Genomic DNA, 14,862 nt, shown 5'->3' on the forward strand with positions numbered 1-14,862 from the left:
GCGCCGTTCCGACCGCACTGCGCCACGCGCGGATTCTTCGCCCGGCAGGCGTTCCTCACCGGCTCGGACGAGGCCATCGGACGGGCCCACCGCTGCGAGATGTGGCACCGAGAGCTCCCCCTCCTCACGGTCTGGATCTTCATTTCCGTGTGGCGATCCTGCTACCGACTTCATTCGAGTGTCAACTATTGTGGCAATTCCAGCCTGGCGACAGCTCATTCCCGCCACAGCTGTGGCAAGTTCTAGCTCTCCCGAGGCAGAGCGGATAGATTCCCTGAGGCCGACCACGTGCCCACTGACCTCGCGCGATCTAGGAGAACCACTGGTGACAGACGGCTTCCCGGCTCCCGTCGCGGTGGCCAACGCGCCCCTGGCAGCGACCGTCACGCGGGTCGCCGAGCTCGCGAACAAAATGGGCCGCCCCCTGAACCAGGTCTTCGACCTGCGGCGACTCTCCGAAGCTTCAGGTGTCCCGACGGACGTGATCAAAACCCTCCTCGACGGTCGACCCGCCGGTGAACCCGATCTCCAGGCCCGCTTCCTCCAGCGCCTTGACCTGCTCCGACGCACCCGGGTCAAACCCAACGGTCGCCGCTACACGCAGCAGGAGATCGCGGACGGCGCCGGGATGTCCCGGCAGCAGGCGGGCGCCCTGATCAACGGCGACCGCCGCCCCACCATGGAACACTGTGACGCGATCCAGCGTTTCTTCGGAGTGCACGCCGGCTTCCTCACGGCGCACGACGCCGACGCCCTCACCGATGCCCTCCAGCGCACCGAGCAGCAGTTGCTCCAGGACTTCGCGGGGCGCGAGCGGCAAACCGTACCGGCGGAAGCCGCTTCGGCCGGTGATCCGCTGGCAAGACTCCTGCAGAACCACGGTGTACGGGGCATCGCCTGGCGCGCCGCCCAACTGCCCAGCGACAAGCACCGGGACAAGGTGACCGAATGGCTGGACATGCTTCTCGAAAGTGTCAAACCGAACGAATCATGACCCAGTCGAAAGTCTGGATCTGATCCTTGAATCCTGATCCGGATCCACGCCGACGGGGAGAACGGTGAGCATAGGCAGAGCGCAGCGGCGGTTGTGCGCGGAGCTGGTGGCCGGTATCAGGCTGACCGCCCCCGTGGAACCCGTGGACCTCTACGCCGCCCTGTGCGAGGGCATGAGCCGGCACCGGGGTCGTCGGGTGGACTTCCGCATGGCCGCGTTCCCGCAGGGCACGGCGAGCGGGCTGTGGCTCGACATGGCGGACCGTGACCTGGTGGTCATCGAGGAACGCACCGCGCCGGACCACCAGCTGGTGATCCTCGGCCACGAGCTGTGGCACATGAAGGCCGGTCACTGCAGCCACCACGTCGACGGCGCCGCCGTCGCCGCCCGCCTGCTCACCGACGAGGCCGACCTCGGCGAAACCGTCCGCCGGGTCGCCGCGCGCACCCGCGCCGACGTCCAGGAGGAGACCGAGGCCGAGACCTTCGGGTTACTCCTCGGCAGTAGGTGTCGCACCTGGCTCGCCGGATCCGCCGGCCACCGGGCCCCGGCCCAACGCGACGAACTGGCGGGTCGCATCGAGACCTCGCTCGGCTACCGGGGGCACAGGAAAGAACGTTGATGTCGAACAGGAACCACCGTTGAAGGGTCAGGACTACTACATCCCGGCAGCCGCGATGGCGATCTCCCTCGTCTTCAAACTGCCGGCGCTGCGCAGCAACTGGCGCGATCCGCTCCTGCGGTCCGTCTGCGTCCTGCTCGTCCTGGCCGGAGCGGTGTTCACGTTCGCCGCCCCGCCGACCATCGCGGCCGTCAACCGCTGGACGGGGATCCCCAACCTCTCCGCCCCGCTGGTCTACTGCCTGATGACGGCCTTCAGCGCCTCCTGCCTGGTCCTGGTGTTCAACTGGCGCGGCGGTCCGCCCGAGGAGACGCGGCGCACCTCGCAACGGTGGATCGCCGGCTACGCCGTCGTCATCGTCGCGATCATCGTGCTGTTCGTACTCGGTGACGTGCCCGAGGAACGGCTGCGCGACTTCGACACGCACTACGCGAACACCCCGTACATCCGCGTGATGATCGCCTTCTACCTGTTGGCCCACAACGTGGCCGCCGTGACGATGGTCGCCATGTGCTGGCGCTGGTCCCTCCAGGTGCACGGCTGGCTGCGGACCGGTCTGGTGACCATCGTCTCGGGGTACGCATTCAGCCTCACCTACGACGCCACCAAGTTCACGGCGGTCATCGCCCGCTGGACCGGCCACAACCTGGACGACCTCAGCACCTACGCCGCCCCTCCGCTGGCCTCCGCCGGGGCGCTGGTCAGCGCCGTGGGCTTCGTGATGCCGTTGGTGTGCCAGCGGGCGTCCGACCACTGGCACACCTGGGCGACGTACCGGCGGCTCGGCGCCCTGTGGCACGAGGTGCACAGCACCGCCCCGCGCGGGACGCCGTCGGTCCGGATGTCCTGGTGGTCACCGGCCGAGATCCGGGTGATCCAGCGGGAGTCGGACATCCACGACGGGTTCCTGCGCCTCGGCCCCTGCTTCGACCGCCGACAGCGGGAGGACGCCTACGAACGGGCCCTGGCGGACGGCGCGGACGAGGAGACCGCCGGCGCGGTCGCCGACGCGGCGATGGTGGCGGCCGCCGTCCGGGCCTGCGCCGCCGACCCGGACGGCCTCGGGGACCTCGACGCGGACGCGGAGGACCAGGTGCTCATCATGGCCGACGGGCCGCGCGACCTCGTCCGGATCTCGCACGCCCTGCGGCATTCGCCGCTGGTGGCCGCCGCCCGACGGCACCCGGCCCTGCCGGGGGCCTGACCCCCGGACGGGGATCGGGCGGCGCCACCGGCCGCGCTCAGCGGGAGGCCGTCACCGAGACCGCCGGGAACAGGTCCTGGAACGGTCCGGCGGAGTCGATGCCGTCCCGCCCGTAGGGTGCGTCGAAGCTCCAGACCATGAACAGCAGGAACACGATCAGCGCGCTGAACAGGCCGGCCAGCAGCAGTTCGCGCCCGGAGCGGCGGATCTGCAGGGTGAAGATCAGCCCGATCGTGACGATGCCGCCGACCAGCAGCCCGAACCAGACCACCCCGGGCAGGGTGGAACCGGAGCTCTGGGTGCGCGAGTGCCGGGCGTCGTCGGCGGTCGCGATGTGGTCCAGCAGCGGCTGGTAGGCCTGGGCCTGGAGTTCGGTGGCCGGGCTCTGGTGGGTGACGTCGGTGCGCAGCTTGCCGAGGAGCACGCCGCCCTCGGGGGTGGTCGCCTCGCCGGCGGTGAGCCGCGGCCAGTCCACGTCGACGGTGTGGGTGACGTACGCGTCCACCTCGCCGCGGATCCGGTCGCGTACGGCGGCCGGATAGACGTCGGCGCGCTGGGTGACCTCGTACAGGGACTGGGCCTCGCGGCGCACGCTGTCCTCGGCGGCGCCGCGCGCCTCCCAGACGCCCGCGATGGCCAGGCCCAGGACGATCGCGTAGACCACCCCGACCATCATCGTCATGTACTCGATCACGTCGGGGGTTTCGCTGGTGTCCTCGTCGGCCGCGACCCGGCGGTGCCGGATCGTGGTGATGGTGAGGACGACGGCGCAGACGAGCGCCATGGCGATGGCCAGGACCAGCCATTCGGACACGAGGGATCTCCCGTTCGTGGGTGCGGTGGTACGAGGGGTGCGGGGGGCGGTTTCGCTAGCCGCGGCCCTTGGAGCGGGGGCGCAGCGCGGCGGCCGCGAGTACGGCGGGGGTGGTGACGACGGCCATGAGCGTCATGGTGCCGAGACCGTCCGGGCCGCGCCGCTCCAAGGCCGCCGAGTGGTACGGGCGCATGCGGAAGGCACTGGCGAAGGCGGCGGCGGCCCTGGGCGCGGGCGGGGCGACGGCCTCGGCGGACGCGGTCTCCGGTCGTTCCCCGGCGGCCGGCGGAGCCGGTGCCGGCTTCGCGTCGTCACCCGGCGCCGGGGCCGCGGCCCCGGGCGGGCCGGCGGGGTCGGACGGGGCGGGGAGCGCCGGAACCCCGGGGAGGCCCGGGGCGACCCCGGGGTGGCGCACCGTGGGCTCCCCGGCCGGGGACACCGTGACCCCGGGGGTGGGCGTCACCGGGGACGCCGCCGGGGGCCGCGCCACGGGCGGCTCGACGGGACGCGGCCGGCCGCCGGGGGGCCGTACCGTCCCACCGGGTACGCACACGTCCACCCGGGCGCCGCGACCGTTGCCGTCACCCGCGACGGCCACGTGACCGTGCAGGGGGCAGAGCGCGGCCACCAGGCCCGCCCCGGCGAAGTACTGCCAAGCCGTCACCGCGGTCCTCTCGATCGGCAGCCACATGAGGGTTACGGCTGAAGAAACGATCAAGGGGCGAGTTCGACACGCGGCGGACCGGGCGGGATCTGTGTCCGAACCTCGAACGCCCCGGGGCGGTACCCACCGCGGCCCGCCGGTGCGGCGCACCACCCCGCGGTTGCCTTGCGTAGGCTTGCCCCGGTCCGCAACCTACCTACGCGCAGAGGAGATCCATGCCCCGGCCCGACGTCGCGGACGCCCCCGGTGGTGGGCCGGCCGTTGCCGTGTGGGGCGTGGTGCGGCGGCCGCTGCGGTTCCTCGGATCGTGGTGGCCGTGGCGTTGCTGGGCGTACCTCGCGAGCGGGGCCGTGCTCGGGTATCCGGTGCTGGTGGTGCTGGTGGTGCTCGTCGGGTTCGGGGTGGTGCTGTCCGTGGTCGGGATCGGGTTGGGGTTGCTGCTCGCCGCGGTGGCCGGCGCGGTCCCGCTCGGGACGTTGGAGCGACACCGGCTGCGCTGGGTCGATCCGCACCCGGTGGCGGATCCGCACACCTCCCTGGCCGGGGCGGGAGCGGCCGCCTGGCTGCGGACGCGGCTGCGGGAGCGGGCCACCTGGCGGGAGTTCGGGTACGCCGCGTTGCTGGGGCCCGTGTTCGGGGCGGCCGGGTTCGGGGTGATCGCGCTGCTGGCGTTCTCCGCGATCCTGATCGCCACGCCCGTCCTCGTGTGGGCCATCGCCCCGGACACCGTGATGCTGATCCCCGGCCGCGCGGTGGCGGATCCCGTGGAGGGCTTGGCCGGGAGCGCGGTGGGGCTGGTGGGGCTGGTGGTCACCGCGTACGCGGGCGCGCTGCTCAGCGGCGCGCAGGTGAAGGCGGCCCGCCTGCTGCTGGGGCCGCGCGAGGAGGACGGCAGGGTACTGGAGCTGACCCGCTCGCGGGTGCGTCTGGTCGACGCCTTCGAGGCGGAGCGGCGCCGGATCGAGCGGGACCTGCACGACGGGGCGCAGCAGCAACTGGTGGCGCTCAGCATGACGTTGGGGCTGGCCGAGATGGAGCTGCGCAAGGTTCCCGGAGCGGCCGGCGCGGCCGGTCTCGTGACCCGGGGACGCGGTGAGGCGAAGCTGGCCCTGGAGCAACTGCGTGACCTGGTACGGGGGATCCACCCCCAGGTGCTGAGCGACCACGGGCTGGCTGCGGCCGTGGCCGAGGTGGCGCTGCGCCATCCGGTGCCGGTGACGGTCGACCTGCCGGTGCCCCGGCTGCCCGAACCGGTGGAGACCACGGCCTACTTCACCGTCACGGAGGCCCTCGCCAACGCCGCCAAGCACAGCGGCGCCTCGCACGTCGGTGTCGCCGGTAGGGTCGAGGACGGCCGGCTCACCCTCACCATCACCGACGACGGCCGCGGCGGGGCGGATCCCGGCGCGGGGGCGGGTCTGGCGGGTCTCGCGGACAGGGTGGCGATGTTGCAGGGCAGGCTGATCGTGTCGAGTCCGGTGGGCGGGCCGACGGAACTCCGGGTGGAGGTGCCGTGCTCCGAGTGATCCTCGCCGAGGACTCGGTACTGCTGCGGGCCGGCCTGTCGGAGTTGCTGACCCTCGGCGGGCACCGGGTCCTCGCTGCCGTCGGCGACGCGGCCGGGCTGTTGCGGGCCGTGGAGGCCGAGCGGCCGGACGTGGTCGTCACCGACGTACGGATGCCGCCCGGCCTGCGCGACGAGGGCCTGCGCGCGGCGCTCGAACTGCGGTCCCGGGACGCCTCGTTGCCGGTGCTCGTGCTGTCCCAGTACGTGGCGACGGCGTACGCCACCCAGTTGTTCTCGGCGGGGCCGGGAGGCGGGTTGGGTTACCTGCTGAAGGACCGGGTCGGTGAGGTGACCGAGTTCCTCGACGCCCTGCGGCGGGTGCACGCCGGGCAGACCGTCATCGACCCGGAGGTGGTCCGCGTCCTGCTCGCCCCCGCGCCGCGGGACCAGCCCCTCGGCCGCCTCACCCCGCGTGAGCGGGAGGTGCTGTCCCTTATGGCGGAAGGGCTCAACAACCAGACGGTGGCGGAGCGCCTCTTCATCACGCAGGCTTCGGTGGTCAAGCACGCCGGCAGCATCTTCGCGAAGCTGGAGCTGGACCCCACCGAGGGCAACCGCCGCGTCCTGGCGGTCCTCGCCCACCTCCGCGGCTCCGCCGGGGCGTGAGCCGCCCGCACCGCAGGGGCCGTCCGCGCGGGGATCCCTACCGGGCCCCGGCCGGCTCCGGGCGCCGCCGGGAGCGGGCCACCACGCGGGACGCGCCCACCGGTGTCGCGGTGCGGGCCCAGGCCACCAGCAGCACGGGCAGTGCCAGGTAGCCGAAGCGGCCCGCCGGCGCCAACAGGAAGGCCAGGGTCAGGCCGAGGGCGAGCCGATGGGCGGCGGCCACGACCGTACGGGGCGGCCGCACCACCAACGAGACGGCGACGGCCACACCGCCGAGCAACAACAGACCGACCGTCAGATACCACCCCCACGGGCCGAGTTCCGCCAACAGGTGTCCTGGCAGTGGGCTGCTCGCCGGGGTGGGGACGTCCGCGCGGCCCGTGGGGAAGGCGAACACCTGCCGCCACAGCTCCGCCGGCTGGAGCAACAGGCCCGGCAGCACCAGCGCGACCGTACCCCCGACGGCGACGGCCGCGCAGCGTACGGCGGCCCGTGTTCCCCGCAGCACCCCGAGCAGCGCGACGGCGACCGCCACCGCGGGCAGCGCGGTCCACTTGAGGGCGCAGGCCGCGGCGAGCGCCGCCCCGGACAGCCCGGGCCGCCCGGATCCGGCCGCGGCCAGCGCCAGGCAGCACAGGCCGGCCAGTGGCAGGTCCACCCCGCTCACCACCAGCGGCAGCGCCACGACCGGCGAGGCCACCAGCACCGGCAGCAGGGGCGAGCGGGTGCCGCCGAGCAGCCGGCGCCCCGCCCACAGGGCGCCGAACAGGACGGCCGCGCACCAGATCCGGGCGTCCCCCAGCGGCCGCACCGCCCAGCTCCCGCCCGCGCCGAAGGCGCCCTCCAGCAGGGCGCGGGGCACGCCCAGGAGCGCCATGCCGGGCAGGTAGGGGGTGTACTCCTCGACTCCGGCGGGCTGGTCGACGTAGATCCGTCCGGTCCGGAGCAGGAGCCGCCCGGACCGTTCGATCACGCCGACCTCCGACTGTCCCTGTCCCGTCAGCACCAGGTACACCAGCGGTATCGCGATCGCCCCGAGCAGGGCCGCGCCGAGCGCCGCACGGCGCCGGCCGAAGGCGCGGGCCCCGGCGGCGGCGAGGTATCCGGCGCCCGCGCACCACCCCCACAGCCGGTGCGGCCCGAGCGAGGAGAACAAGGGGAACGAGAAGGCCCAGCCGGCGGCGAGCAACCAGCCGGCGGTCCACCGGGCGGTGAGGGAAGGGGTCATGGACCCATTCCAGCCGTGCGGCCCCCTGCGGGTCTGCATGCCCAGGTGGCCTCTTCGTGGTGGGGTTTTCCCTACCACCGGCCCGGTCCGCCGGCCTTCCGACGCCGCCCGCACGCGCCGGAGGGGCGCGGCCCGTGGTGGGGCCGCGCCCCTCCGGGCGTTCGAGCGTGGGAGCCTGGGGCCTCCGAGGGCCTCAGGCCTCCGGTGAACCGCCGAAGCGCTCGCGGTAGGACTCCAGGTCCTCCTCGGTGATCTTCGCGAAGAGCACCGGCGGGACGGTGAACGGGGTGCCGGCCGGGACCGCGTCCAGCGCCTTCGCCTGCTCCGGCGTCACCCAGGTCGCGGTGTCCTCGGCGAGGGAGAACGCGGAGCGCATGGCGCGCGCCGAGGCCGGGATGAAGGGCTCGGAGACCACCGAGTAGAGGTGGATGAGGTTCATCGCGGTGCGCAGGGTCAGCGCCGCGCCCTCCGGGTCGGTCTTGATCTCCAACCAGGGGGCCTTCTCCTCCAGGTAGGAGTTGCCGGCCGACCACAGGGCGCGCAGCGCGGCGGCGGCCTTGCGGTACTGGAGGGTTTCCATGTGGCCCTCGTACTCGGCCAGCAGGTCGGCGATCTGGTCGCCGAGCTTCGCCTCGACCTCGCCGGCCGCGTTGCCCGCGGGGACGTCGTCGCCGAAGCGCTTGCGCGAGAAGGACAGGACGCGGTTGACGAAGTTGCCGAGGGTGTCGGCGAGGTCCTTGTTGACCGTGGCGGCGAAGTGCTCCCACGTGAAGGACGAGTCGTCGGACTCGGGGGCGTTGGCGATGAGGAAGTAGCGCCAGTAGTCGGCCGGGAGGACGGCGAGGGCCTGGTCGGTGAAGACGCCGCGCTTCTGCGAGGTGGAGAACTTGCCGCCGTAGTACGTCAGCCAGTTGAAGGCCTTGACGTAGTCGACCTTCTTCCACGGCTCGCGGGTGCCGAGCTCGGTGGCCGGGAACATCACCGTGTGGAACGGGACGTTGTCCTTGGCCATGAACTGCGTGTAGCGCACGTCCTCGGCCTCGTACCACCAGGACTTCCAGTCGCGGTCGGCCGGTTCGGCGTCCGCCCACTCCTTGGTGGAGGCGATGTACTCGATCGGCGCGTCGAACCAGACGTAGAACACCTTGCCGTCGGCGGCCAGTTCGGGCCAGGTGTCGGCCGGGACCGGCACGCCCCAGTCGAGGTCACGGGTGATCGCGCGGTCGTGCAGGCCCTCGGTCAGCCACTTGCGGGCGATGGAGGACGCCAACTGCGGCCACTCCTCCTCGTGCTCGGCGACCCATGCCTCGACCTCGACCTGGAGCTTGGACTGGAGGAGGAAGAGGTGCTTGGTCTCGCGGACCTCCAGCTCGGTGGAGCCGGAGATGGCCGAGCGGGGCTCGATCAGGTCCGTGGGGTCCAGGACGCGGGTGCAGTTCTCACACTGGTCGCCGCGGGCCTTGTCGTAGCCGCAGTGCGGACAGGTGCCCTCGACGTAGCGGTCCGGCAGGAAGCGCTCGTCGGCGGGCGAGTAGACCTGCCGGATCGCCCGCTCCTCGATGAAGCCGTTCTCCTGGAGCTTGCGCGCGAAGTGCTGGGTGATCTCCGCGTTCTGCCGGGAGGAGCTGCGGCCGAAGTAGTCGAAGGACAGCGCGAAGCCGTCGTAGACCGCCTTCTGGGCGTCGTGGGCCTGCGCGCAGAAGTCGGCGACGGAGATGCCGGCTTCCTTCGCGGCGAGTTCGGCGGGGGTGCCGTGCTCGTCGGTGGCGCAGATGTACAGGACGTCGTGGCCGCGCTGGCGGAGGTACCGGGAGTACACATCCGCCGGAAGCATCGACCCGACCATGTTGCCCAGGTGCTTGATCCCGTTGATGTAGGGAAGCGCGCTGGTGATCAGGTGTCGAGCCATCCTCGGATGCTCCATTTCGTTCATGCGGTGACGATGTGCCGGTGACGGATTGTGATGGGGTTCATCGTATCGAACCGTCGAAAGGGCACGCGCCGCATTCTGTCGGGGTGGACGTAACGCAAAAGCGAGGGTCGTGACCTCTCCGTCACGGCCCTCGCGATGGGCCCATGCTACAGGCGGCGGACCAGGCCACCGACCGGCGTCCGGGACCCGGACCGGCCGCGACGGCGGTCCGCCCCCGGCGACGGACACCGCACACACCGCGGGCGCGATCGCCCGTCCCCCGGGTCCCACCTGCCCCCTCAGTCCCGGCCGCCCCCCGCCCCGTCGAGCGCCGTGATCCGGCCGCCGCTCACGAGTCGGCCCGTCAGCGACACCGGAGCGGCTTCCGCGGCGGCCGGGGCGGTCAGGGTGCGGCCGTTCGCCTCCGCGCGGACCGCGCCGGACGCGGTGATGCCGGCGACCTCGCGGCTCCCGGCGGCGAGGAGGTACCAGCGGCCCGCCGGGGAGCGCCAGCGGGTGCCCGCGAGGAGGTGTTGGCCGAAGCGTCCGCAGGCGGCGGTGGACCGGGCGCGCGTGACGTCCTGCGGCGGCCCGGCGGGCAGGCGCAGCTGGACGAGGACGTCGCCCGGCCCGGCCCAGCCGGAGGCGCGGGTGCAGGTCCACACGGCACGGCCGGCGCCGTCGGGGAGTTCGGCGGCGGCGAAGTCCCAGACGTTGACGGCCCGTACGCCGCCGCCGCGCAGCTCCCGCAGCCGGCACGCGACGGGTGCCCAGGCGGCACGGGCGGCGGAGCCGGTGGCCTCGCGGGGCTGACGGGCGGCGACGGCCCCGGGACCGTCGGGGAGCGGGGTGTAGGTGAGGTGGACGGGGGTCGGCGTGCCCAGGTCGGCGAGGACGAAGGAGTGCTTCTCCACGATCCGGGCGGAGGAGGTCAGTTCGAGCGCGGGCCAAGCGTCGCAGGGCCCGGCGGCACGGGGCACCGCGGCCGGGGCCGTGACCCCGTCGGCGCCGACGGCCAGTGCGGTGGTGGCGTCCCCGGGGCGGAGCAGATCGCGGGTGCCGGCGCCGGCGATCCAGGGGGCGAGCAGGTAGCGCGCGGGTTCCCCGTCGGCGCGCGGGCCGAGGGCGAGGGCGGCTGCGGTGGTGACCCCGGCCTCGTCGGTGCGGGCGAAGTCGAGGGTCCGCCCGCGGGGACCGGCCGCGGCTTCGGTGTAGCGCACGACGCGGTCGCCGTCGAGGAGCAGCACCACCGCACGGGCCGCCTCCGCGCCGGCCGCCCCGGACGCCGGGCCCGGGACGTTCCCGGCGTACAGCAGGTGGGGGTGGTGCGCCGGCGGATCGGTGGCGGTGCCGGGGGCGGCGGTGACGGTGACGCCGCCGGGCCGGGCCGCCCAGGCGCCCAGCGCCCGGGCGAGGAGGGAGCGGTCGGCGGTGCGGGCGCCGCGCGCGGGCCAGGCGGTGAAGTCGACCCGGGCGGTGTCGGCCCAGGCCTCGGCCGGGACCCGGAGCAGTCGCGCGGGGTCGAGCACCCCGGCGGCGACCGGCCCCGCGGCGGGTGCGGTCGGGGTTCCGGCCGGGCTCCCGTCGGCGACGAGGACCCCGCCGATCAGGGCCACCGCCGCCACGGCGGCCCACCCGGCGCGGACCCTGCGGCGGCGGCGCAGCAGGTCGGTGGGCCGGGTGCTGACCACGCTGGAGTCGAACTCCGGGGCGCGCAGCGCCGACAGGAGCTCCGCGTCGACGGGTACGGCCAGGGCTTCGCGGACCCCGTCGGCCGGGTCGGCGGCGCCGGCCGCGCCGAGCAGCCGTACGACGGCCTCCTCGGGCAGTCCGTCCAGCCGGTGCAGCACGAAGGCGGCGCGGACCGGGGCCGGCGCCCCCTCCAACAGCCGGGCCGCCTCGTCGATCCCGCCGGCCGGGGGCCAGAACCGCAGCCCCCAGACGAAGGGCGGCGCGGCCGGCCAGCCGACCCGGGCGAGCAGGGCGCGCGCCCGCCCGGCGGGGGCGAGGGCGGCGCGCAGCACCCGGACCCGTACGCCGCCCAGGGGTCCGCCCGGGCTGTCGGGGCCGCCGGGTCCGCCCGGATCGGGGCCGCCGCCGGCCCGGGGCAGCGCCCGCTGCACGACCCGGTGCGCCAGCAGCACCCGGGTGTGCCGCCCGAGGGAGCCCGGGAGGGAGACGTACGCGAGGCGGACCAAGTGGGGGTAGTGCTCGACGAGCACCGCCTCGGCCTGTTCGACGGCGGTGGAGCCGAATCGCTGTGAGGTGGCCACGCTCAGACAAACGAGTGAATCTTGGGATGGTCACACGTCGTGGCCCGCCGCGGATGTGCACCGACCCCCGGGGACGCCTCCGGCATATGCATACGCACTGGTCAGGCCGTTACGCGGTCAAGGTCGATCAAGAATCAGACATCACCGAACGTAATATTTCCAGGTTTCTTCTCTGCGCCCTCCGAGTGCGCCCGTGCTGCTCTGATGGCCCCCGCACCAGGGGATGAGGTGAAGAACGGTGAACGATGGCGGACCGGAGGAGTCCGGTGGGGCCGTGGGGCTGCCGAGTCGGCGCCGGCAGCCGACGCCGATGAGCCAGTGGGATCCGACCGCGCGCCTGTCGTACTGGGCCTTCCACGCGAACCGGCGGCCGGCGTACATGCGTTTCGCGTACCTCCAACTCGGCTCCGACGCCGCCGCCGAGGACGCCGTGGACGCCACCTTCGACTCGATCATGAACGAGTGGCTCCGGATGCTCCACATGGACCGCCTCGACGCGTACGCCTGGACCGTCCTGAAGCAGCGCCTCGTCGACCGGCAGCGTCGTCGCGACCCCCGGTGCGGGCAGCCCGAGCCGATGGACATCAGCGCCTTCGAGGCCGCCCTCAAGGAGGCGCACGCCGATCAGTACGAGGTGTTGACCGACACGATCCGCTTCTACTCCGCCGTCTCCCGCCTCGCGGAGCGCCAACGGGACACCGTGATGCTCCGCTACGGGCTCCGGTGCACCCCCGGCGAGGCGGCCGCCGTGATGGGCGTCGACGAGGCCACGGTCCGCTCGCAGCTCGGCCAGGCACACCGACGGCTGGCCCGGCTGCTCGACGCCGCCGGCGACTCATGAGGCCGCCGGAGGGCCGCGACCGCGCCGGGGACCCGCGCGCGCTGGCCGAGTTCCTGGACCGGGCCGGCGTCCGCGACCGCTACCCGCACTACGACCTCGGCGCCGCCGAGGCCCGCCTGTTGCGCGTCCCCCTCGCACCGGGGGTGCCCGCCCCCGTCCGGGTCCGGCGCCGTCCCTTCGGCTGGAGCGATCCGGCCCGCGACTGCCCCCTCGACGCCGAGCGGGCCCGCCGCGACCTGAAGGCCGTCTGCCTCACCGTCGTCTGCGACCCCCGCGCGGAGCACGACCTCGGTCGCTTCCTCGACAGCCGGCACGCCGACCTGCCCGGCGCGGTCGTCTTCGGCTGCCTGCTGCACCTGGCCGGGCTGCGCGAGGGATCCCGGTTCTGGTGGCAGTTCGCCGCCGGCTCCGGCGTCGCCCGCACCGCGAGCGCCGCGTACTGCCTCTTCCTCGACCACTCCCGACGCGGTGAACACCACGACGCCCGCGTCTGGGCCCGCGAGGTGGGCCTGCGCGGCTTCCGCCCGAGCGCCCGCCGCGAGCTGCGCGAGGTACGCCTGTGCGCCCAGGCCGCGGTCCTGCGCTACGTCGACCAGTCGGACGATCCCGACCTGGGCCCGGTACCGCTGCCGACGCCCGGGCTGGTCACGGTACTGGCCGCGTTCCTGCCGCCGCTCCCGCCGCACGCCCCCCGGCCCCGCCCCGGCGCGGGCCCGCTGCGCCATCCCGCGCTGACCTCGGCCGCCCGCGCGGCCGGCTCCCGGCCCGCCGCAAGCGCCGACACCGGCGAGGCCATGGCGCAGGCGCGGCGCGCGCTGGACCTCGTACGGGTCCTGGAGCGGCACCCGCTCGGCGTCCGGGCCGGCCGGCTGAGCCGGGAGACGGGCCTGGCCGAGGCGGAACTCGGCCCGCTGCTGGCCATGTTGTGCGAGGAGGAGTACGCGTACCGTCCGGGCGCGGGGGTCTGGGCGCGCGGCCCCGCCCTGGACCGGCTGGCGGCCCCCGGCGGACAGGGCCTGGCCGGTCAGCTCCAGCGCACACTGGCCCTGGCCCGCGACAGCGCGGGCGCCGCCGTCTACCTGAGTCGGTACGCGGAGGGCGAGGTCCGGATCACCCAGATGGCGGACGGGCCGGGGGCCCCGCCGGTCCGGGAGTGGGTGGACTTCCGCGCGGCCGCGCACGCCAGCGCGGTCGGCAAGTGCCTGCTGACGCAGCTCGACCACGACGGGCGGGCCGACCACGTGGCCCGTCACCGTCCGGCCCGGCTCACCCCGCGCACCATCACCGACAGCCGGGCCCTGTTCAGCGCCCTGGACGCGGTCGCTCCGGGCGCCCCCGTCTTCGACCTCCGCGAGTACTCCCCCGGTGTCGTCTGCGCGGCCGTCCCGATCGCGACGGGTGACGCGGCCGGTAGCCTCGCCCTGTCCCTGCCCGCCGCCCACGCCCACCGGCTGCGCCCGGCGACGGAGGCCCTGCGCCGCAAGGCCGTCCCGGTGCTGTTGGCCCTGCTGCTCTCGGGCGCCATCCCGCCGGACGCCCCGCGGGCCGAGCCCGCGCCCGAGGTCGCGCCCCCGTCGACCCGGATGACCCCGGAGACGCTGCGCCACCTGGGCCGGCTCTTCCGCGCCCCGCTGACCCGGATGACCTGCGGCGCGCCCGCGCCGGACGGCCCCCACCTGGTCAGCGACCCCGCGGCGGCGACGGCCTACCTCTTCGACGCCCCGTACGCCGACGGGCCGCGCCTCTCGCTCCCCCGCACCTTCACCCAGGTCGTCCCCGGCACCCTCCCGCCGCCCGACGGCCTGGGGGTGCTCCGGGTGTGACGCCCGCCCGCCTCCCCCGGGGGAACGGGAACGCAGAAGAGCCCCACACGATGTGTGGGGCTCCTGCTCACTGGTGTCCGAGGGGGGACTTGAACCCCCACGCCCGATAAAGGGCACTAGCACCTCAAGCTAGCGCGTCTGCCATTCCGCCACCCGGACCAGGTGGTCGGCCCCGGTTTCCCGCGGCGACATGGACAACAATAGCAAAGGATCCACGGGGTTCCGACCAGATATCCGGGGCGCCCGCAGTCCGCCACGCCGCGCTGACCTGCGGGCATGCCTCACGCCGGCCGGCAGGACGGATCGTCTCGCGA

11 protein-coding genes, 1 tRNA gene and 1 pseudogene are annotated in these 14,862 nt (G+C 74.1%); 7 read left to right on the forward strand and 6 right to left on the reverse strand.

The window, feature by feature from the left end; all coding sequences use genetic code 11:
- Window positions 1-325: 325 nt before the first annotated feature.
- From ACZ4XJ_RS05250 to ACZ4XJ_RS05260, 3 genes are all read left to right on the forward strand, one after another.
- Complete coding sequence (locus tag ACZ4XJ_RS05250) at window positions 326-994, forward strand: helix-turn-helix domain-containing protein (RefSeq protein ID WP_362882888.1); 669 nt, start codon at window positions 326-328, stop codon at window positions 992-994.
- A 64-nt stretch (window positions 995-1,058) separates the two neighbouring features.
- Window positions 1,059-1,616 carry a toxin-antitoxin system, toxin component gene (locus ACZ4XJ_RS05255; protein WP_383990962.1) on the forward strand — a complete coding sequence of 186 codons (558 nt, stop codon included), beginning with the start codon at window positions 1,059-1,061 and terminating at the stop codon, window positions 1,614-1,616.
- A gap of 19 nt (window positions 1,617-1,635) precedes the next feature.
- Entirely contained in the window at window positions 1,636-2,820 is a 1,185-nt protein-coding gene (locus ACZ4XJ_RS05260; protein WP_362882884.1) for an MAB_1171c family putative transporter, read from the forward strand.
- 37 nt (window positions 2,821-2,857) lie between these two features.
- Here ACZ4XJ_RS05260 and ACZ4XJ_RS05265 read toward each other — a convergent pair whose 3' ends face one another.
- Window positions 2,858-3,634, reverse strand: coding sequence for a bestrophin-like domain (locus ACZ4XJ_RS05265; protein ID WP_362882882.1), 777 nt, complete (start codon window positions 3,632-3,634; stop codon window positions 2,858-2,860).
- 55 nt (window positions 3,635-3,689) lie between these two features.
- Window positions 3,690-4,298: a hypothetical protein gene (locus ACZ4XJ_RS05270; protein WP_468495365.1), complete on the reverse strand. Its 609-nt coding sequence runs from the start codon at window positions 4,296-4,298 to the stop codon at window positions 3,690-3,692.
- A gap of 215 nt (window positions 4,299-4,513) precedes the next feature.
- On the opposite strand from ACZ4XJ_RS05270, the gene ACZ4XJ_RS05275 reads away from it, so the two are divergent.
- Both ACZ4XJ_RS05275 and ACZ4XJ_RS05280 read left to right on the forward strand, forming a co-directional pair.
- Window positions 4,514-5,824, forward strand: coding sequence for a sensor histidine kinase (locus ACZ4XJ_RS05275; RefSeq protein WP_468495366.1), 1,311 nt, complete (start codon window positions 4,514-4,516; stop codon window positions 5,822-5,824).
- The gene (locus ACZ4XJ_RS05280) at window positions 5,812-6,471 is read left to right on the forward strand and encodes a response regulator transcription factor (protein ID WP_362882877.1); all 660 of its coding nucleotides are present in this window, start codon (window positions 5,812-5,814) and stop codon (window positions 6,469-6,471) included. The genes ACZ4XJ_RS05275 and ACZ4XJ_RS05280 overlap by 13 nt, the downstream gene beginning before the upstream one ends.
- Window positions 6,472-6,508: 37 nt before the next feature.
- Here ACZ4XJ_RS05280 and ACZ4XJ_RS05285 read toward each other — a convergent pair whose 3' ends face one another.
- The 3 genes from ACZ4XJ_RS05285 to ACZ4XJ_RS05295 form a co-directional block, all read right to left on the reverse strand.
- Window positions 6,509-7,699, reverse strand: a complete 1,191-nt coding sequence (locus ACZ4XJ_RS05285; protein WP_468495367.1) for a glycosyltransferase 87 family protein — start codon at window positions 7,697-7,699, stop codon at window positions 6,509-6,511.
- Window positions 7,700-7,892: 193 nt separating this feature from the next.
- Entirely contained in the window at window positions 7,893-9,608 is a 1,716-nt protein-coding gene (gene metG, locus ACZ4XJ_RS05290; RefSeq protein ID WP_468495368.1) for a methionine--tRNA ligase, read from the reverse strand.
- 302 nt (window positions 9,609-9,910) lie between these two features.
- Window positions 9,911-11,884 (reverse strand): hypothetical protein, encoded by a 1,974-nt coding sequence (locus tag ACZ4XJ_RS05295; protein ID WP_468495369.1) that lies wholly within the window; start codon window positions 11,882-11,884, stop codon window positions 9,911-9,913.
- Between the two features lie 238 nt (window positions 11,885-12,122).
- Here ACZ4XJ_RS05295 and ACZ4XJ_RS05300 point away from each other — a divergent pair, with 238 nt between their 5' ends.
- On the forward strand, window positions 12,123-12,725 hold the full coding sequence (locus ACZ4XJ_RS05300) for an RNA polymerase sigma factor (RefSeq protein ID WP_362882872.1): 603 nt from the start codon (window positions 12,123-12,125) through the stop codon (window positions 12,723-12,725).
- A 794-nt stretch (window positions 12,726-13,519) separates the two neighbouring features.
- Window positions 13,520-14,239: pseudogene (locus ACZ4XJ_RS05305) on the forward strand (IclR family transcriptional regulator domain-containing protein); the annotation flags it as partial.
- A 380-nt stretch (window positions 14,240-14,619) separates the two neighbouring features.
- Here the strand turns inward: ACZ4XJ_RS05305 and ACZ4XJ_RS05310 are convergent.
- Window positions 14,620-14,707: transfer RNA gene (locus ACZ4XJ_RS05310), tRNA-Leu, on the reverse strand.
- Window positions 14,708-14,862 lie beyond the last annotated feature (155 nt).

The sequence above is a fragment of the Streptomyces sp. NPDC029836 genome, from assembly GCF_055574495.1.